Origin of the sequence: Phocaeicola salanitronis DSM 18170, assembly GCF_000190575.1 — a bacterium.
Classification (GTDB): domain Bacteria; phylum Bacteroidota; class Bacteroidia; order Bacteroidales; family Bacteroidaceae; genus Phocaeicola; species Phocaeicola salanitronis.
In genome coordinates this window covers 2,559,789-2,579,156 of the sequence record NC_015164.1, presented here as the reverse complement: position 1 = coordinate 2,579,156, position 19,368 = coordinate 2,559,789, and the positions used below count along the sequence as shown (strand labels likewise).

Annotated in this window: 12 protein-coding genes and 1 pseudogene; 6 read left to right on the top strand and 7 right to left on the bottom strand. The window is 48.5% G+C overall.

Annotated elements, in window-relative coordinates; genetic code table 11:
• Window positions 1-26: 26 nt before the first annotated feature.
• The 5 genes and pseudogenes from BACSA_RS20925 to BACSA_RS20855 all read left to right on the top strand — a co-directional run.
• Window positions 27-1,061: pseudogene (locus tag BACSA_RS20925) on the top strand (hypothetical protein); the annotation flags it as partial.
• A gap of 301 nt (window positions 1,062-1,362) precedes the next feature.
• Window positions 1,363-2,823 (top strand): DUF3375 domain-containing protein, encoded by a 1,461-nt coding sequence (locus tag BACSA_RS11200; protein ID WP_013618217.1) that lies wholly within the window; start codon window positions 1,363-1,365, stop codon window positions 2,821-2,823.
• A 164-nt stretch (window positions 2,824-2,987) separates the two neighbouring features.
• Complete coding sequence (locus tag BACSA_RS11195; RefSeq protein WP_013618216.1) at window positions 2,988-3,563, top strand: DUF4194 domain-containing protein; 576 nt, start codon at window positions 2,988-2,990, stop codon at window positions 3,561-3,563.
• Window positions 3,547-6,942, top strand: coding sequence for an ATP-binding protein (locus BACSA_RS11190; protein ID WP_013618215.1), 3,396 nt, complete (start codon window positions 3,547-3,549; stop codon window positions 6,940-6,942). Before BACSA_RS11195 ends, BACSA_RS11190 begins: the two co-directional genes overlap by 17 nt.
• Window positions 6,943-7,401: 459 nt before the next feature.
• Window positions 7,402-10,569, top strand: a complete 3,168-nt coding sequence (locus tag BACSA_RS20855) for a sulfatase-like hydrolase/transferase (RefSeq protein ID WP_013618214.1) — start codon at window positions 7,402-7,404, stop codon at window positions 10,567-10,569.
• Window positions 10,570-10,649: 80 nt separating this feature from the next.
• Here BACSA_RS20855 and rnc read toward each other — a convergent pair whose 3' ends face one another.
• The 3 genes from rnc to BACSA_RS11170 are packed head-to-tail and all read right to left on the bottom strand — an operon-like array spanning window position 10,650 to window position 13,145.
• The gene (gene rnc / locus BACSA_RS11180) at window positions 10,650-11,627 is read right to left on the bottom strand and encodes a ribonuclease III (RefSeq protein WP_013618213.1); all 978 of its coding nucleotides are present in this window, start codon (window positions 11,625-11,627) and stop codon (window positions 10,650-10,652) included.
• A 3-nt stretch (window positions 11,628-11,630) separates the two neighbouring features.
• Window positions 11,631-12,896 (bottom strand): beta-ketoacyl-ACP synthase II, encoded by a 1,266-nt coding sequence (gene fabF, locus BACSA_RS11175; RefSeq protein ID WP_013618212.1) that lies wholly within the window; start codon window positions 12,894-12,896, stop codon window positions 11,631-11,633.
• A 12-nt stretch (window positions 12,897-12,908) separates the two neighbouring features.
• On the bottom strand, window positions 12,909-13,145 hold the full coding sequence (locus tag BACSA_RS11170; RefSeq protein ID WP_007567505.1) for an acyl carrier protein: 237 nt from the start codon (window positions 13,143-13,145) through the stop codon (window positions 12,909-12,911).
• 153 nt (window positions 13,146-13,298) lie between these two features.
• On the opposite strand from BACSA_RS11170, the gene purN reads away from it, so the two are divergent.
• The gene (purN, locus tag BACSA_RS11165; protein WP_013618211.1) at window positions 13,299-13,859 is read left to right on the top strand and encodes a phosphoribosylglycinamide formyltransferase; all 561 of its coding nucleotides are present in this window, start codon (window positions 13,299-13,301) and stop codon (window positions 13,857-13,859) included.
• A 126-nt stretch (window positions 13,860-13,985) separates the two neighbouring features.
• On the opposite strand, the gene BACSA_RS11160 is transcribed toward purN, so the two are convergent.
• The 4 genes from BACSA_RS11160 to BACSA_RS11145 all read right to left on the bottom strand — a co-directional run bounded on the left by BACSA_RS11160 (window position 13,986) and on the right by BACSA_RS11145 (window position 19,232).
• Entirely contained in the window at window positions 13,986-15,818 is a 1,833-nt protein-coding gene (locus BACSA_RS11160; RefSeq protein WP_013618210.1) for an ABC transporter ATP-binding protein, read from the bottom strand.
• 511 nt (window positions 15,819-16,329) lie between these two features.
• Window positions 16,330-17,523 carry an MFS transporter gene (locus BACSA_RS11155; protein WP_013618209.1) on the bottom strand — a complete coding sequence of 398 codons (1,194 nt, stop codon included), beginning with the start codon at window positions 17,521-17,523 and terminating at the stop codon, window positions 16,330-16,332.
• Window positions 17,524-17,678: 155 nt separating this feature from the next.
• Window positions 17,679-18,326, bottom strand: coding sequence for a DUF1349 domain-containing protein (locus tag BACSA_RS11150; RefSeq protein ID WP_013618208.1), 648 nt, complete (start codon window positions 18,324-18,326; stop codon window positions 17,679-17,681).
• A gap of 159 nt (window positions 18,327-18,485) precedes the next feature.
• Window positions 18,486-19,232, bottom strand: coding sequence for a DUF1349 domain-containing protein (locus BACSA_RS11145; RefSeq protein WP_013618207.1), 747 nt, complete (start codon window positions 19,230-19,232; stop codon window positions 18,486-18,488).
• Window positions 19,233-19,368: the final 136 nt, after the last annotated feature.

Genomic DNA, 19,368 nt, shown 5'->3' with positions numbered 1-19,368 from the left:
AAGCTCCGGAACCTGCTACGGCAACCCTTTCAGGCGATATCGCTTCGGATATGACTCTCGATGCGAATACTGGATATACACTCGAAGGTGCTGTAGTAGTGAAAGAAGGTGCTACGCTGACCATCCCTGCCGGGTTGACCATCAAGGCAAAAGAAGGTTTTGGCAATTACTTGCTGGTAGAACGTGGCGGTAAGATTATGGCAGAAGGAACTGCTGAGGCTCCCATTACCTTTACGGCAGAAGATGAAGCCAATGCCGGACCGGGTTACTGGGGCGGATTGATTATCAACGGTTATGCCCGCATCTCAGGCGTAGAGGGAACTGTAACCGAAGGTGCTACCGAGATTGATAACAACCAACCCTACGGAGGCGATGACAATGCCGACAATTCGGGCGTATTGCGTTATGTCAAGCTGCTTTATACCGGAGCACGTTCGAATGCCGATGTCGAACACAACGGACTTACACTGAATGCAGTAGGAAACGGAACGGTGATTGAAAACATTTATATTGCAGAAGGTGCCGATGATGCCATCGAATTCTTCGGAGGCTCGGTAAACGTAACCGGACTGCTTGCCGTAAACTGCGATGACGATATGTTCGACTTCACTCAAGGCTATTGCGGTACGCTGAAGGACTGCTACGGACGTTGGGAAGCCGGATTCACCAGCACCGAAGAAGACCCGCGTGGTGTAGAAGCTGACGGAAATCTGGACGGAAACGGTGCTGACCACGCTCCGCAATCCGACTTCACCATCGAGAACATGACTATCGAAAACTTGTCTGAAGCAGCCGAAATGGTAGACGCTATCAAGATTCGCCGTGGTGCGAAAGCTACCATTACCAATGCATTGGTTATCGGTACAGGTACGGTAGACGACTTGGTAGACCTGACAGATAGCAAAGGCGATGCACAAGCAACTACAGTTATTTCTGTAACCAATGAATTGACTTCGACGCTTACAGGCGATGAAATACACGGAACAGGTGAGGTTACCGTAGCCGATGGCAATACCGGAGCTTCTGCCGCAGACTTCGATTGGACAGGATATCAGTTCTGATTCTATAGGAAGAATTAAGAGCAAAGAGAATTTTGTTTGCCCGGACTTGTAATTGGATACAGGTCCGGGCAAATTGTTTTATAGCCGCGCAGCCGGTACGATTACTAATCGTACAGCATGACAATTATTAATCGTGCGGCGTGACGATTACTAATCGTACAAGCAACGCGGCTATATGCGGCGATAAATGAAACAGGCTTCCGGACGGATGTCGGACGTGTAGAAAAATAAATGCCTTTGGATAATTCATTTTTTATTTCCGCAAGAAGTTTGTATTTTTGCACGTTAATTGAAAATGAGAATGGCGTCACAAACTGAAGTTTTATCTGAAATCTTGCATACTTCGCCTTGCGTGGAATTGCTTCGCTTGCGCAATCGTCAGCTGATTATCTTGTTCCTTTTTAAGACGTTCTATCACCGGCAGACCGCCGTACCTTTCGAGTCTTTGCGGATGCAGCTTGCCGATTATCTGAATGCCGTGCATTTGGAGCAGGATGAGGAAAGCGGGATTACGGCTTTCGATACGTTCGAGGAAAAGGCAAGCAAGTATATCCAGCGGTGGACCGATAAGGGTTTCTTGCGCAATTATCAGGAGGAAACGGGTGAGGTTTTTTACGAACTTTCGCTTTATGCAAGCAAGACCATAGATTGGCTTTTGAGCCTGAAACGCGAAGAGTTTGTTGGTACGGAATCGAAGTTTATGAACTTGTTCGGGCAATTGAAAGAACTGGTAGAGTTTACCAACGAGGACAAGGAAGAACGCATCCGGATGCTGGAAGAGAAGAAACGTGAGATAGAATGCCAAATCCAAGCGATTCAGGAGGGAGGCGATGCCGAGATTTTCGAAGAATACCAGATAGTGCCACGCTTCAAGCAGATAAGCCAGTCGGCAAAGGAACTGCTTTCCGATTTTAAGGAAGTGGAGGAGAACTTCAAGCGCATTACCAAAGACATTTACCGCAAACATGCGGAAGGCGAATATTCCAAGGGCGATATCTTAGGCTTTACGTTTGATGCCTTGGGAAATCTGCAACAAAGCTCGCAAGGCAAGAGCTTTTATGCCTTTTGGGACTTCTTGCTGACTCCTTCCCTGCAGCATACATGGGATGAATTGGTGGAGCATCTGTATGATACGCTGGACGAGAAGCGCTTGGAGGTGAACGATACGTTCCTGAAAAACATGAAACAATATCTGTATGCCGCGGGAAAGAAAGTATATCAGGCGAACGACAAGATGGCGGAGAAGCTGAGCCGGATTATCTGCGAGAACGGAGCCATGCCTGCGGTACTGGCACAGCAAGTGATAGGGGACATTCAGGCTTCCTTGCTCCAGCTGGCGCAGAAGGGCATCACGCCGGATATAACGTTGGAAGTCGAGACCTTGCCGGAGATTGCTATGCCGATGGAACGCAAACTTACGTTGGAACAATCTATGGAAGTGACTTATAGCCAGGCTTTGGAGATGGCAAACTCGGATATAAGCGAAGCCCGTTCGGCTGGGAACTTGTTCGTGCAGAACCGGGTAGACCGGCGCATCCTGAAGCAACGCGTCCAGCAGGCATTGCGGAAGAAGAAGCAAGTTTCGCTGGGAGCGGTGATAGAAGAAAACGGGGGATTGAGCCAAGGCTTGTCCGAGTTGTTCGGCTATATCGGCGTAGTGCGCGATTTTCATCATACCGTGAGTGCCGAACGGACACAGACGGTGGTGTTCGATGAAGAGCAGCACAAAGCCATTGTCATTCCCGAAATCTTGCTTTTTTAGCGTATGCTTGTTTGAAACACAGATTAACGCAGATTGACGCAGATTGTTTTAATTGGCAATAGACAAGGATTTTCCTGCGTTCAATCAAAATAAGAATTTGCGAAAATCTGTGTTAATCTGCGTTTCAAACAAATAAACTCAAGAACTCAAAAATTCAAGAACAAATGAACTTAGAATCTTATATAACTCCTTATGCGAGGGCGGTGGTTTGCCTGTTGAAAGGAGCGGTCAATGCATCCGACCGTTGCTGGAACGACCTTTTGCATTACCAGTCTGAAATACAGAAGTATGTTGCCCAAATCGGACTGGAATTGATTGTAAAGCGCGACGAAGGCTTTGCTTACCTGAAGCAGATGACCGATGAGGGCGGGAATACCTTGGGGCTTATTCCGCGCAAGCCGTTGGGGTTTGAGTGTTCGGTGCTGGCGATTGTTCTTCGGGAAATGCTGGAGGAATTCGACAGCAATTTGGATGAACTGTATGCGGCGGAGTGTTACGTTACGGATAAAGCCTTGAAGGAACGCATCGAATTGTTCTTGCCCGAACGTTTCAACCGGGTAAAGCTATTGAACGAGCTGGACACCTACATTGCCCGGATGGTGCAATTGGGCTTTTTGATAGAGAAGCGGCAGGACAATGCGGTCTGTTACCAGATACACCGCATCATCAAAGAGAAGGTCACGCTCGACCAGTTGGTAGAATTTAAAAAGAAACTTGAAAGCTATGTTGAATCTGTTTAGTACATCTTCCGATACGGCGGGGTTCCGCTTGCAATACATGGAAATCTATAATTGGGGAACGTTTCACGAGCGTATCTTCCGTCTGGCTCCGCAAGGGAATAATGCCTTGCTTACCGGAGCGAACGCTTCGGGAAAGAGCACCATCATTGATGCGTTGCTCACCTTGCTGGTTCCGGCAAAGAAAGACCGTTTCTATAACCAGTCTTCCGGGGTGGAAAAGAAAGGAAACCGGACGGAAGAGACCTATGTGTTGGGGCATTACGGAAACATCCAGAAGGAAGGTGAACGGGGAGTGACCACACAAGCCTTGCGCGACAAAAGCGCCTATTCCATTTTGCTGGCATCGTTTGCGAGTGCCGGCGAGCGGGTAGTGACGGTCTTTCAGGTACGCTGGTTCTCGGGGGGAGAATTGCGCCGTACATTCGGGTTGGCGCATGTGCCGCTGGAGATACAGAAGGACTTCCAGCCTTTTGACGGGAAGGGAATCTGGAGACGCCGGTTAGAGGCATCTTATAAAGGTACGCGCGCGTTGGTGGAATTCTTTGAGGGACCGACCGGCTATGCCGAACGCATCACCCAGCTTTTCGGCATGCGTTCGGTAAAGGCATTGAGCCTTTTCAACCAGATCGTAGGGGTGAAGGTCTTGGACGACCTGGATGAATTTATCCGTACCAATATGCTGGAGGAGCACGATGCCGAGAGCCAATACCTTCAGTTGAAGGATAGTTTCACGACCCTGATAGAAGCGAAGGTGAACATCGAGAAGGCACGCATGCAGATTGAACGTTTGCATCCGATAGCGGAGCTGGCAGAGAAAATCCGGCAAGCCGATGAGCGGCTTCGCCAGTTGTCTACCGATAAGGATACTGCCGTATATTGGTTCGCCAGGCAAATCATCCGCATGGCGGAGGAGAAGTTGGACCAAGCCTTGAAGGAGAAAGAACGCCTGGAGGCGGAAACCGCTAAGTTCCGTCGGAAAGAGGAAAAGCTGAAGCAGGAGGAACGCACTTTGGCGCTTGCCATCGAGAAGGACGAGGTAGGGCGTAAGTTGAAGGAGCTGGAAAACGACATCGAGCTTCTTGCCAAGGAACGTGACGAGCGGGTGAAGCGGATGGAGGAATACAACGGGCTTGCCGGAAAGATAAACTTCCCTTCGTTGCCGGCGGATGAAGAGACGTTTCAGGCTCGGCGTACGGAAGCACGTGCTAAGGCGGAGGCATTGGCGGAAGAGAAAGAGACATACATCCGGAAACAGATTCATGCCGAGCAGGAACGGAAAGAGCTTGCCCTGCAGATAGAGGAACTGATGCGTACTGTAGAGGTGCTCCGCCAGAATAAGAATAACATTCCCTTGCGCGAGACCGAAATCCGCGAGGCTATCCTGAAGCACACCGGGGCATCGAAGGAGGAAATTCCTTTTGTCGGAGAACTGTGCCGGGTGGCAGAGGGCGAGGAAGCATGGGAAGCGGCGTTGGAAAAGATTCTGCATCATTTTGCCCTTCACCTGATTGTGCCTGATAAATACTATCATCAGGTGAACGAGTATGTGAATGCCACAAACCTGAAAGGGCGCATCTTGTTTTACCGGTATGTGCCTTATAACTCCTTGTCGGATTTGCAGGCGTATGGAAACGGCGGGGAGGAACAGCAATTGATTGACAAGATAGAAATCCGCTCGGACAGCGAGTACGAGGAATGGGTGCGTGACATGATTTTCGAGAAATACAATTATGTCTGTGCCGAGGATTTGAAAGCGTTCGAGCGGTATAAGGAGAAAGCCGTTACCCGTGAAGGACTGGTCAAGTTCCCCGGCGAAAGGCATGAGAAGGATGACCGCCCGCATATCTTGCGTCGGGAGAACTTCGTGTTGGGATGGGAGAACAAGGAGAAAATCAAGCTTCTCCAGCAGGAGTTGGTCCAGCTTCAGGAGCGGGACGAGGCGCTTTCGCAAGAGGCGGAACGGATTGGGCAGGCGGCTAAGGAGTGTGAGGCACAAGCCGGACTGCACCGGAAGCTGGCGGATGTGTTCGCTGATTTCGAGAAAGTGAACTGGCAGGCGTACGCCGCACAGCTTCAGGAAAAGCAGGACGAGAAAGAGGCGTTGGAGAAAGGGAACGACCGCCTTCATACACTTCAGGTTCAGCTGGACAAGGTACGCGAGGAGCAGCATCGCTTGGGGAATACAGACATACCGGAATCTACCCGCAAGGTGATTCATGCCGAATACCGTATCGAACAGCTTCAGAAGGAAATCGAGGAGAACCAGCGGGTGGTTTCTTCGATTAAGTCGTTGCTCTTCACCGATTTTGAGAAAAGCTACGCGTATTTGTGCGAGCTTTCGTACGACCAGCTGAAGCAGGAGCGGGGGAAGTTTCAGGCAAAGAACGAGCGCGACCGCAAGAAGCTGGATGCCGAGAAGCGTGCTTGTGAGGATGAAGCCAAGATGAAAATCACGGAGTTCAAGCATCCCGAAGAGGAGATACTGGCACGCTTCAAGGATTGGCGTGCGGATGTTGATGCTCTGCCCGATGCCGCGCACATCGAGCTGATAGATGCGTACCGGCAGATGTTGGAGAGGCTGGAGAAAGAGAACCTGCCCAAGTACGAAAGCCAGTTCGACGGGTATCTGCAAAAGACCTTGACCGATAAGGTGGGTGAGTTCCGGATGTTCTTCATCAATTGGATGCACGCCATCAAGAGCAATATCGACATGCTGAATGATTCGCTCAAGGGCATCGATTACCGGACGCGCCCCGTCACGTATATCCAGCTTTCCGCCCTGCCCCAGATAAGCGAGGAGGCACGCGAGTTTAAGCGGCTGATGGATGAGGCGGTGCCGGATGTGCAGAAAATCAATTCGCTTCCCGATGGCAGGAGGATGCATTTCTACGACCATGTAGAACCGTTCATGCGCCGGCTGGAGGATGAGGAGTGGCGCAACCGGGTGATGGACGTGCGTTTCTGGTTTACGTATAAGGCAGAGGAATACAACCGGCAGGATGGGCGCAAGGAAACCACGTACGAGAACATGGGACACCTGTCGGGAGGGGAGAAAGCCCAACTGACCTACACCATATTAGGCTCTGCCATTGCCTACCAGTTCGGCTTGACCAAGAGCGGCATGCAAAGCGATTCGTTCCGCTTTGTGGCGATTGACGAGGCTTTCAAGGCGCAGGATGAAGACAAGGCGCGCTACCTCATCACGCTCTGCAAGCAGCTTCACCTCCAGCTTCTGGTGGTGACTCCGAACGATAATATCCACATCGTGGAGAATGATATCTCGTATGTGTATTTCGTAGAGCGGAAGGAGGAAAAGACTTCGTGGCTCTACAGCATGCCGATAGAGCAATGGAAGGCGGAAGCTGTTGAGAGGGGGTAGTCCGCATAGCGGGTTCTGGCTCTCGTGACGTTTGGGCGTGACGAAACGCAGATTAGCGCAGATTTACGCGGATAAAAAAATAAAATGAATATCCGCATTTTACCTAATTGACTGTAGGGGCGTATCGCATATGCCCTGAAGGCATCCGCATGGATAAGTGGACGCATTCGGGCGTATGCGATACGCCCCTACATGGGATGTTTGCGGATATTCAAAAAAAATAAAATTATCTGCGTTAATCTGTGTCAATCTGCGTTTCAAGAGAAATAACTCAGCAAATCCGGCATGACGTTCATGCCTGCCGTGGGGGATGCCGGAGGGATTGCACAAATTTGATAGTTTTTTAACCGGAATTGAAAGCATTTGCACGCGGTTGCACATACACGAATCAGGCGTGATTCAGGTTTCGGGGCAGAATGCTTAATTTTGCTTTCGGAAAAATGAAAAAACACATTGCCTATGAAGCCTATTTTTTATTGTGCCTTGTTCTCGCCTGCCGTATTGGGGGCGCAAGAACGCCCGAATATCCTTTATATTATGACCGACCAGCAGACTGCTACGGCAATGAGCTGTGCCGGAAATGAAGAGGTGCATACCCCCAATATGGACCGGCTTGCCCAGAGGGGCGTGCGTTTCTCGAACGCTTATTGCAGCATGCCCTTGAGCGGCCCCTCACGTTCGTCCATGTTTACGGGATACACGCCCGGTCAGGTGGGTCTGACCGAGAACGGGACGCCGATGCCCGACTCTATCCGCACACGGACATTGGGCACGTTATTGGAAGAAAGCGGATACGAATGCGCATACGCCGGGAAATGGCACGCGCATACCAATTCCTTGCCGGCGAAGGAGGCTTTCGGTTTCGAGAACCTGCACGGGCATAATGATTTCGGTCTTGCCGAGGCATGTGTTGCCTTCTTGCGCCGCAATCCCGAACAGCCTTTCTTCCTGGTCGCCTCTTTCGATAATCCGCATAACATTTGCGAGTATGCGCGTCATCAGAATCCGCCCTATGCTTCGTTCGAAGAGCCGGCGCTTGAAGATTGTCCCGGCTTGCCTGCCAATTTTGCGGTCAATCCGTATGATGCCGATGCCCTGGCTTTCGAGCGCAGGCAGAACCATCGGCTTTATCCGACCGTGACTTTCACGCCGGACGACTGGCGTCGGTACCGCAATGCGTATTACCGCCTGATTGAAGCGGTGGACAAGGAAATCGGGAAGATTCTGGATGAGGTGGACAGGCAGGGCTTGTGGGAGAATACCGTGGTTATCTTTACCAGCGACCACGGAGACGGATGCGGCGCACACCAATGGAACCAGAAAACCGCCCTGTATGAAGAGGTGGTGAACGTGCCTTTCATCGTTTGCCTTCCCGGCGGGAAGAATGCGGGAAAGGTATTGCCCCAGTTTATCAATAATGGAGAAGACCTGATGCCGAGCGTATGCGACTGGGCAGAAGTGGAGGTGCCTTCGGGACGCCAAGGGGTCAGCTTCCGCGAGGTAGCGGAGGAGGGAGATACGGCAAAGGCGCACCGTCCGTACGTGGTGACCGAAACCTTCTTCGGGGAGACCGCAGGCACGTTGGGCTGGATGGTTCGTACACCTTATTATAAATACGTCTTGTATGATACCGGAAAGAACCGCGAGCAGCTTTACGATATGCGTACCGACCGAGGCGAGGTGTCTACCCGATATTACAAGCCGGAGAATACGATTGACCGCTCCGTGCTGACCCGTTTTGAGAAAATCCCGACCAACATCTATGAGACGGTAGACGAGGGCGTGAAGTGCATAGCCGATGAGGTTATCCGCAAGATACAGGAACGCCAGCATGACGGCAAGTTCTGTACGTTGGCTTTGGGCACGGGGGCTTCGCTCCGTCCGCTTTACGCCGAACTGGTGCGCCGCCATAAGGAAGAAGGCGTCAGCTTCCGTAATGCGGTGATATTTAATCTGTATGAATACTATCCTTTATCAGAGCAGGGGAGCAGCAGCATCGGCCAGCTGAATGAGCTTTTCCTGAACCAGGTGGACATCGACCGGCAGAACGTGTTTACTCCGGACGGCACGATTCCTCAGGATGCGGTCATAGACCATTGCCTGCTGTATGAACAGCGCATCAAGACCTACGGCGGACTGGACATCGTCCTTATGGGCATCGGCAGGGAAGGGAATGTCGCCATGAACGAGCCCGGCTCTACGGCGGCTTCCATTACGCGCCTGATATTTGTGGACAGTACTTCCCGCTCGGAAGCGGCGCATAACCTGGGCGTGGACAACCTGCCTCCTTGTTCCATTACGATGGGCATCAATACGATTATGGAAGCCCGCCGTGTTTATCTGCTTGCCTGGGGCGATGACAAGACCGATATTATCAAGCAGGCGGTAGAGGATAAGATTTCGGATACGCTTCCCGCTTCTTACCTCCAGATGCACCAGAATGCGACCGTCTGCATCGACTTGCCCGCAGCTTCACACCTGACGCGCATCCAGCGCCCGTGGCTTGTGACCAGCTGCGAATGGACGGACAAGCTGATCCGGAGTGCCATCGTGTGGCTTTGCCTTTTGACCGGAAAACCGATTCTGAAGCTGACCAACAAGGATTATAACGAGAACGGCTTGAGCGAGCTGCTGGTGCTTTACGGCTCTGCCTATAATGTGAACATCAAGATATTCAACGACCTTCAGCATACCATCACCGGCTGGCCCGGCGGCAAGCCCAATGCGGATGACACGTACCGTCCGGAGCGTGCCAAGCCGTTCCCCAAGCGTGTGGTCGTCTTCTCTCCGCATCCCGATGACGATGTGATATCCATGGGCGGCACCATCCGCCGTCTGGTGCAGCAGGGTCACGACGTGCATGTGGCATACGAGACTTCGGGCAATATTGCCGTAGGCGATGAGGAGGTGGTACGCTTCATGCACTTCATCAACGGTTTCAACCAGCTTTTTGATGAGAATCAGAACGAGACCATCCGCAAGATGTATGCCGACATCAAGCAGTTCCTGCTTCAGAAGAAGGAAGGCGACATCGACACGCGTGACATCCTGACCATAAAGGGGCTGATACGTAGGGGAGAGGCACGCACGGCATGCACGTATAACCGCATTCCGCTGGACCATGTGCATTTTCTCGACCTTCCTTTCTACGAGACCGGACGCATCGAGAAGAACCCCATTAGCGAGACGGATGTGCAAATCGTCCAGAAGCTGTTGCAGGAGGTGCAGCCCCACCAGATTTATGTAGCCGGCGACCTTGCCGACCCTCATGGCACGCACCGTGTATGCACCGATGCCGTACTGGCAGCTATTGACGAGGAAAAGAATGCCGGTGCCGCATGGTTGAAGGATTGCCGCATCTGGATGTACCGCGGGGCGTGGGCGGAATGGGAAATCGAGAACATCGAGATGGCTGTGCCGTTCAGTCCCGAAGAGCTTCGTGCGAAACGGAATTCCATCCTGAAGCACCAGTCTCAGATGGAGAGTGCCCCGTTCCTGGGCAATGACGAGCGCCTCTTCTGGCAACGCAGCGAGGACCGCAACCGTGGCACCGCTTCGCTTTACGATAAATTAGGGCTTGCCTGTTACGAGGCGATGGAGGCGTTTGTAGAATATAAGCCTTTGTAGAGGTTGGGTTGATATGGCTTTCATCGGTTTACGGATATATCTTCATGAAGTGATGATGATATATTCGTAAGCCGATGAATCTATATGCGTTCCTCTTCGGAATCGGCTGATGTCTTTTCTTGAATTTCTTCTTTGAATGCGGCTTCTTCCGCTTCTGCTATGATGCGTTCCGTATCATCATAGCGTTCTGTTATGAGTTCTTCCCGTACATCAACGGTTGTTTTAACCTCGTTGGTCTCCATTACGCTGGGAGAATCTTCTGTATACACCGGTTCCGTGTCTTTCTCTCTTTCGGCTTTTGATGCAAAAATCGCATCTATGAATTGAGGGTCAGACTTGATTTTTTTCAAAGTCTCGTGTGCCGCTTCCTGTTGTGATTCTTTTTTCGAGTATCCTTTCCCGGTTCCTGCCGGAACATTTTCCACAAGAATTTGCGTATTGAAAATCGGATTCAGTTCATCGTCAAGCGATTGGTTAACCAGATTGAACGCTATTTGAAACTTGTTCTTCTGGCTCCATTCGATAAGCTTTGACTTGAAGTTGACTTCTTTACGCGAGAGTTTATCGATGTCAAGGTATTGGCTGATGATGCGTTCTTCCATGAATTTCTTGCATGCCCGATAGCCTCTGTCCAGGTAAAGTGCCCCGATAAGCGCTTCGAAAGCATTGCCGCCCATATAACTGTTGTGCGAAGACTGGCGCGTGGTGAATTTCACCAGTTTATCCAGTCCGATTTGTACGGCTATATGGTTTAATGTTTCTCGTTGCACGATTTTAGAACGCGTATTGGTAAGGAATCCTTCGCGTTTTTTTTCAAATCTCTTGTATACGATATCTGCCACGACAGCGTCCAATATCGCATCGCCTAAGAATTCCAGACGTTCATTGTTCAGCAAGCGGCCTTTTTCATTCTTGATTGAAGATGATTTGTGGAGCAATGCCTGTTTGTAGATGTCGATGTTCCGCGGATAGAATCCGGTCATCCGGTAAAAACAAAGATAAGGCTCCTTGTCCTTGCGGAAGAGGAGTCTTATCTTATCTGTTATATTGCCAAACACAGTTTATTCAGTGTATTTTTTAATGATTACACATGCATTGTGTCCACCGAAACCAAATGTATTGCTCAACGCCGCACGGACAGTGCGTTCCTGTGCCTTGTTGAAAGTAAAGTTCAGGGTATAGTCGATGTTTTCATCGTTATCTCCTTCTTCGTGGTTGATGGTCGGGGGTACAATGTCATTCTTAACAGACAGTACGCAGGCGATGGCTTCTACTCCTCCGGTTGCGCCCAGCAGGTGTCCGGTCATGGATTTGGTAGAACTGATGTTCAGCTTGTAGGCATGTTCTCCGAACACGTCTTTGATGGCTTTCACTTCAGAAACATCGCCTACAGGGGTAGAAGTTCCGTGTACATTGATATAGTCGATATCTTCCGGTTGCATACCGGCATCTTCCAATGCGTTCATCATCACCAGTTTGGCTCCTAATCCTTCAGGATGGGAAGCTGTCAGGTGATAAGCATCTGCCGAAGCGCCTACGCCGGCAAGTTCCGCATAAATCTTGGCTCCGCGTGCTTTGGCATGTTCCAGTTCTTCCAGAATCAGGCATCCTGCACCTTCACCCATTACAAAACCGTCACGGCTTCCGCTGAACGGGCGTGAGGCACGTTGCGGGTCATCGTTGCGGGTAGAAAGGGCATGCATGGCATTGAAACCTCCAACGCCTGCAGGGAAGATAGCAGCTTCGGCGCCGCCTGTCACGATGATGTTGGCTTTGCCCAAGCGGATATAATTGAACGCATCTGCAATGGCATTCGAAGAGGAAGCGCATGCAGAAGTCGTGGTAAAGTTCGGTCCGTGGAATCCGTACATGATGGAAATCTGTCCGGAAGCGATGTCGGCAATCATTTTAGGAATAAAGAACGGATTGAATTTAGGACCGATGGTATCTTTGGTCTTTTCGTATCCGGCTACTTCTTCTTCGAACGTATGTATACCTCCGATACCTACGCCCAGAATGACTCCGATTTTGTTCAAGTCTTCTTTTTCCGTGTCAAGACCGGCATCGGTTACCGCTTCTTTGGCTGCTACTACCGCATACTGGGTATATAAGTCCATTTTGCGGGCTTCTTTGCGGTCGATGAAGTCAGTGGCATTGAAGTTCTTTACTTCGCAAGCGAACTGGGTCTTGAACTTAGATGCATCAAAATGAGTAATAGGTCCTGCCCCGCTTACTCCGTTCACCAGGTTTTCCCAAAATTCGGGAACCGTATTGCCAACCGGAGTAACCGCACCAAGACCTGTTACTACAACTCTTTTTAATTCCATATACAGAATTACTTATTTTGCGTTAGCTTCGATATAAGAAATAGCGTCGCCTACAGTTTGGATTTTTTCTGCCTGGTCGTCAGGAATAGAAATACCGAATTCTTTTTCGAATTCCATGATCAGTTCTACAGTATCCAAAGAGTCTGCACCCAAATCGTTAGTGAAGCTAGCAGCCGGAGTAACTTCTGATTCTTCTACACCCAGTTTATCAACGATGATTTTCTGTACTTTTGATGCGATTTCAGACATAATTTTCTTGTTTTAAGTTTATAAATAGAATAATTTTGTTTAATTTTCGGTGCAAAGGAATAAATATTTCTCGTTCTATACAAATATTCGGGCAAATAAATGCACTTTCTTTGCACATTTTTATATATTATGTGCACGAAAAAGGACAAAAATATGAAAAATATCGCAATTTTGGCTTCGGGTGAAGGTACGAATGCCGAACGGCTCATCCGTTATTTTGAAGAAAAAGAAGAGATAAATGTATCGGTGGTTATCGCATCGCGCGCAACTGCCGGAGTGGTTAAGCGTGCCGGGCGGTTGCATGTCCCGTGCAGGGTAGTTACTTCTGCCGGATTCGCATCGGGAGAGGCATTGCTGGTGTTGCGGGAATACAGGGCGGACTTTGTCGTATTGGCAGGTTTTTTATTGCGTATTCCTGATGATATCTTGCATGCTTATCCGCAACGGATAGTAAACATACATCCGTCTTTGCTCCCGAAGTTCGGAGGGAAAGGCATGTATGGCATCCATGTGCACGAAGCGGTATTGGATGCGGGCGAGAAAGAAAGCGGCATTACCATTCAATATATTAATGAGCGGTATGATGAGGGGGATTATATTTTTCAGGCAAAGTGTCCGGTATTGCCCGATGATACCCCCGAAACGTTGGCAGAGCGTGTACATCAGTTGGAATACCAATATTATCCCGAGGTGATAGAAAGTCTGGTGCGTTAATTCATGTGCTGATAAATAATGTGCTAATAAACAATGTGTTAATATGCCAATCTGTTTTTCACATTAGCACATTGTTCATTGACACATTAGCACATTAACACATTGGCACATTATTTATTAGCATATTTACAACGCCTGCATGTCGTTCAGCCGTTTGTAATATCCGTTCTTCTGAAGCAGCTCTTCGTGTTTGCCGCATTCTACGATTCTGCCTTCATAAAGCACATAGATGCGGTCGGCATTCTTGATTGTGGAGAGGCGGTGCGCGATGGCTATCGTAGTACGGGTTTTCATGAGGCGTTCCAAGGCTTCTTGTACCAGGCGTTCGCTTTCGGTGTCGAGGGCGGAGGTCGCTTCGTCCAGTATCAGGATAGCCGGGTTCTTCAGGATGGCGCGGGCAATGGAGATGCGCTGGCGCTGGCCTCCGGAGAGCTTGCATCCCCTGTCGCCGATGTTGGTGTCGTATCCCTCTTCGCTTTCCATGATAAATTCGTGGGCATTGGCGACTTTTGCGGCGGCTACTACTTCTTCCATCGTTGCGTTGTCCACCCCGAAAGTGATGTTGTTGTAGAAACTGTCGTTGAAAAGAATCGCTTCCTGGTTTACGTTCCCTATCAGGCTCCGCAGGTCCTTTACGGCTAAATCTTTGATGTTTTTCCCGTCGATAAGTATCTCGCCTTTTTGCACATCGTGGAAACGGGGGACAAGGTCGACCAAGGTAGACTTCCCGGAGCCGCTTTGCCCTACCAAGGCAATGGTTTCGCCTTTCTGAATGCTCAGGCTGATGTCGTGAAGCACTTCGTGTGTTCCGTAGCTGAACGAAATATGGCGGAACTCCAGCCCTTCTTTCATCTCGGTGATGTGTTCGGCATCGGGGCGTTCCTTTATGGGGTTTTCTGTTTTCAGGATTTTATCCACGCGTTCCATGGAAGCCAGCCCTTTCGGAATGCTATATCCTGCTTTCGAAAAGTCTTTCAGCGGGTTGATGATGCTGTACAGGATGACCATATAGAAAATAAAGGTGGGCGCGTCAATCGGGGAGGCGTCGCTTAGGATAAGCGAACCGCCAAACCACAATACCAGTACAATCAGGACCGTGCCCAGGAATTCGCTCATCGGATGGGCAAGGCTTTGGCGCATGGCTACACGGTTGGTGGCATCGCGGAACTCATTGCTGCACTTTACGAAGCGGCTTATCATTTTGTCTTCGGCAATAAACGCTTTGATGATGCGCATTCCGCCCAGGGTCTCTTCCAGTTGCGACATGGTTTCGCTCCATTTGTTTTGTGCGGCGAGGGATTTGCGCTTCAGCTTTCTTCCCACTCTTCCCATAATCCATCCCATTACCGGAAGCACGACAATCGTGAAGAGCGTGAGTTGCCAGCTGGTAATAATCAGAGTGGCAAAATAGGAGATGATGAGAATCGGGTTTTTCAGCAGCATGTCGAGCGAGCTGGTAATGGAGTTTTCGATTTCGCTTACGTCTCCGCTCATGCGGGCAATGATGTCGCCTTTCCGTTCATCGGAAAGGAAGCTGAGCGGCAGGTGCATCACCTTCGAGTAGACCATGATGCGGATGTCGCGCACCACTCCCGTACGGAGCGGAATCATGACTGCGGATGAACCGAAATAGCATGCTGTTTTCAATAAAGTCATTCCGGCAAGAAACAGCCCCAGCCACAAGAGGGTGGTGGATGTGCCGAACACTTCAATCATCCGCGAAGCGTAATAATAGAAATTATTGACCGCCACGTCCTTAATGTCTCCGCTTCCCCATTCCATGAAAGAATAAACCTTGTCCGGGTCGCCCGTCTTGAACAAAATGTTCAGTATCGGGATGAGCAGGGAGAAGGAAAACACGTTAAAGATGGCGGAAAGGATGTTCAGCACAACCGCCGCCATGACATATCTTTTATAGGGCGAAACGAATCGCCGCATGAGTTGGAAAAATTCTTTCATAAGGGAACGGATGATTTATAAGGTGCAAAGATAGTGCAATTTCCCGTAATTCAATGTCCTTGAAGCAAAATTGTTGGGCAAAATCCCGTTTACGGCTTTTCGGCAGGAGGCAGAATGGTTTTCGTTTTTGCCTCTGTCAGTTTGGTGAATCTATAGGCTTCATTTTATGTTCTCGATATGAAAACCGTACGGCCTTGAATTGGAAACCGTATGGTTTTGATATGGAAACCGTACGGTTTTCATATCGAGAACATAGAATATATCCTTGTGCCGGAAGGTATGCAGTGGGGTGTTTTGATGATTAAGGCTATGCTCTTGCAGATAATGAGCGCATTTTTTTAGAAGCTGTTTTGAATTTATCGTGCGATGATTTGGGCGATTTTTTTGTCCTTTTCGCTCCTGTTTTTCGTCAGATAGCCCGCTATCTTCCTTATCACAGAAGCGAAAATGCCTCAAAAACTTTTTTTAGTTGCAGGCATGTACACATATAGTTTCACAGGCTCGCGAAAGTTTAGCTTATATCTGTTTGCGATATAGTCTGTTTGGATTTCAATATTATAGACGAAACAACCGCAACAATTAAAGCAAAAACAGCAATTCCGACAAATGATATATGTAAACCATATTGTTTCCCTACGAATCCGATTATTACTGGACCGAGGAGTATCCCCGAATATCCAAGGGCATTAATGAAACTGATAATGTTGTGTACAGCCATTCCTTTGATATGTGCCGCGAAGGAAACCAATTGAGGAACCACATTGGCGGCACCGCAACCGACAATCGCAAAGCCGGCGACAGCAGCAACGGAACTATCAACTAATACTACAATCATGAAACCGACAGCAATGAGTAACGCTCCTCCAGCCACTACAAATCTTTGTCCCAATCGATTTACGGTTTTGTCTCCACAGAGCCTCATAATGGTCATTGATACAGCAAATGCCGTATAGAAGAAACCAGCCATGGACATGTCAACGCCACGCTCTTGATTGACAAATATTGCCGACCAACCCATCACAGCACCCTCCGAGGCATACATGATAAAGCACAACAATCCAACCACGATAACCATAGGAGGAATATATAATTTATTTTTTCTTAGCTTCTCAACAGGTGCGTCAGACAACACAAATTCTTCTTTCGGCAACAAATCCTTACATCCGAATACCAGCGCAAGCAATATGAACACCATACAAATAACAACAGCCCATTTAGGTATGAGTCCCAAAGTAAACAGCACGCTCATCGCTCCGGCACCAATCAGTGTACCCAACGAATAGCCGCCATGAAAACCAGACATAAGATGCCGTCCCGTCATGCGCTCGACGGTAACACCATTCATGTTTGCCGCAACATCAATGGTGATGGTACAACCTCCGAAAAATATAAGCATCACACCTGTCAGCCATATATTTATAAGTAGGCTTATTGCTAACAATGCGAAAGCCATCAGCAATCCCGACACATAAACCACCTTCTTTGCACCAAAATGATTTACAAGAAAGCCAGAAAGCGGAAGTGCGCAGATAGAGCCAAAACCACTGCACAGCATAAGTACCCCAAGAGTACCCTCGTCTATTGCAAAAGAACTCTTGACGTATGGTACAAGCGGTGCCCACGCAGCCTCGAGAACCCCTATTATCATAAAGGCAACACGATTGGAAACAAGCAGATGTTTATGTTGGTTATGAAGAATATTCATCTTAAGCTAATTAAAAAAGACATATTGCAACATCATATTGCAAATGAATATAAAAATTCCATTTTTGAAGAATTTACCCCCGTAACAGTTATCTGTGACAGGGGTAAATCTTTCTATTTGGACATTATGACCTTAATTTTTCTTTGGATTACAGTTTACTTGTTTGCAGTCTGTTTGAATCCTGTATCTTCCGCTGACCATGGCTGCCATTTACACTCGCCGACTTTCATTTCAGAGAACTGTGCGGTGAATGAATGGTCAACCGGGCTTGCCGCATATATTCCGAACGAAATCTCTCCATCACCCTTATCCAAATGGAATGTACGCATTTGGTGGAAAGTGGTACCGTCAAGACTTGTCTCTATATAATAATCGCTTCCCCGACGGCTAAGACGATACCACATTTCCTTTATGGAAGAGGGAATGTCATGCGTGGCCCAATCGGAATATCCATTGTTTGTCACAACACTACCCAATCTCTGATATTCCTCGTTCTCGTATTCAATTGACGCCTTCATCCAGTTGTCACTGTCAAGATAGATTGCGATTCCGCACTGATCGAACAAGGCCGAACTGTTGAACGATGTCTTTACAGTGAAAGAAAAGAACATGTTAGAGGTTTTCATTTGCAGCACTGGAGCATTGTCGTTGCTGAACCCATAATAGGTGCGCTGCCACAGGTCGGTGTGAGGTTCTGAAACGATTGTAATCAAAGAGTCCGTGATTGTATATTTTTGGGGCTCACGGATCCAAAACAAGTTTTCCGCCACAAATGGCTTTAAGATTGTGTCATTTTTTCCCATATTTGATTTGTTTGCTGTTGACGGTTGTTGTTTCTCATTTTGACATGACAACAGAGTGCATGCAAGCAGCGACAATGCTATGAAAAATTGATTTCTCTTCATTTGTTGAAATGTTCAATATGTTTGTTAAAATCTGATAATAGTACTAAGGTGTGGAATTTATTCCTCGTTGAGTTTACCTATGCGAAAATTGGCAACAGCCTCTTGCTTAAGCGATATTTCTGTGAAATAGCAGGTGTGTGCATCGTCTTTAGGACTTTGGGAACTCAGGCCAAGAAGCAGCTTTTCCGGAAAATCATTCTTGTAGAGACGAGCCATGTGCCATATTTCTCCATTCTCTGAGAAATAACTGCCAAGAGTAGTGCCATCGGATGATAATCTCATATAAACCCACGGACCGATAATTGCCTGATGGTTATTGTCATCGGAAGTGCCTATTGTGCGAACAGACACCACACGATGAACACCATATTCATCCTGTTCGAAACATAGTTTTTGACAATGCGTATCATTCTCGTATGCGTATAGCACACCAGCCGAGTATGTTCCGGTTTCGGTGAAGTCCGGCTGTACTTTAGCCGTAAAAGTGAAAGGCTTCGTGTTGTCAACCTCTGTAAAGATGACGGCAGAGCTATTTACAACGCTTCCGTCCGGAGAACGGAAATAATCCGTTTGGGGACCGGCCACAAATTTGAGGGTGTCATCCAAAAGGGTGACAGCATTCTCTCCGCCGTTTTTAGACTTTGTAAAACGGATTCCTCCTACATTGATATTGCATGTAGCGAGTTTAATGTTTTCCGCTGTAACTTTCTTGTCAGGACTTCCTACTTTTTTCTCTGACTCTTTCTGGGTGCATCCAGTCATAGCAAGACTTGTAATGATTGCGATAAATACCAATTTTTTCATTGTGATATTGATTTGATTTTTATCAAATTGCAACTTCCTTGTGATTTATTTGCGGTTGCAAAATTAGATAGAATATAAGATGTGCGCAATACTGATTTCTAACCACTTTTTGCATCTGTTCAATATAGATGCCAGT

Coding starts and splice junctions, on each gene's coding strand:
- BACSA_RS11155 (WP_013618209.1), bottom strand. CDS start 17,523: ATGAATATTCTTCATAACCAACATAAACATCTGCTTGTTTCCAATCGT.
- BACSA_RS11145 (WP_013618207.1), bottom strand. CDS start 19,232: ATGAAAAAATTGGTATTTATCGCAATCATTACAAGTCTTGCTATGACT.
- BACSA_RS11160 (WP_013618210.1), bottom strand. CDS start 15,818: ATGAAAGAATTTTTCCAACTCATGCGGCGATTCGTTTCGCCCTATAAA.
- BACSA_RS11190 (WP_013618215.1), top strand. CDS start 3,547: ATGTTGAATCTGTTTAGTACATCTTCCGATACGGCGGGGTTCCGCTTG.
- fabF (WP_013618212.1), bottom strand. CDS start 12,896: ATGGAATTAAAAAGAGTTGTAGTAACAGGTCTTGGTGCGGTTACTCCG.
- BACSA_RS11150 (WP_013618208.1), bottom strand. CDS start 18,326: ATGGGAAAAAATGACACAATCTTAAAGCCATTTGTGGCGGAAAACTTG.
- BACSA_RS11200 (WP_013618217.1), top strand. CDS start 1,363: ATGGCGTCACAAACTGAAGTTTTATCTGAAATCTTGCATACTTCGCCT.
- BACSA_RS11195 (WP_013618216.1), top strand. CDS start 2,988: ATGAACTTAGAATCTTATATAACTCCTTATGCGAGGGCGGTGGTTTGC.
- BACSA_RS20855 (WP_013618214.1), top strand. CDS start 7,402: ATGAAGCCTATTTTTTATTGTGCCTTGTTCTCGCCTGCCGTATTGGGG.
- BACSA_RS11170 (WP_007567505.1), bottom strand. CDS start 13,145: ATGTCTGAAATCGCATCAAAAGTACAGAAAATCATCGTTGATAAACTG.
- purN (WP_013618211.1), top strand. CDS start 13,299: ATGAAAAATATCGCAATTTTGGCTTCGGGTGAAGGTACGAATGCCGAA.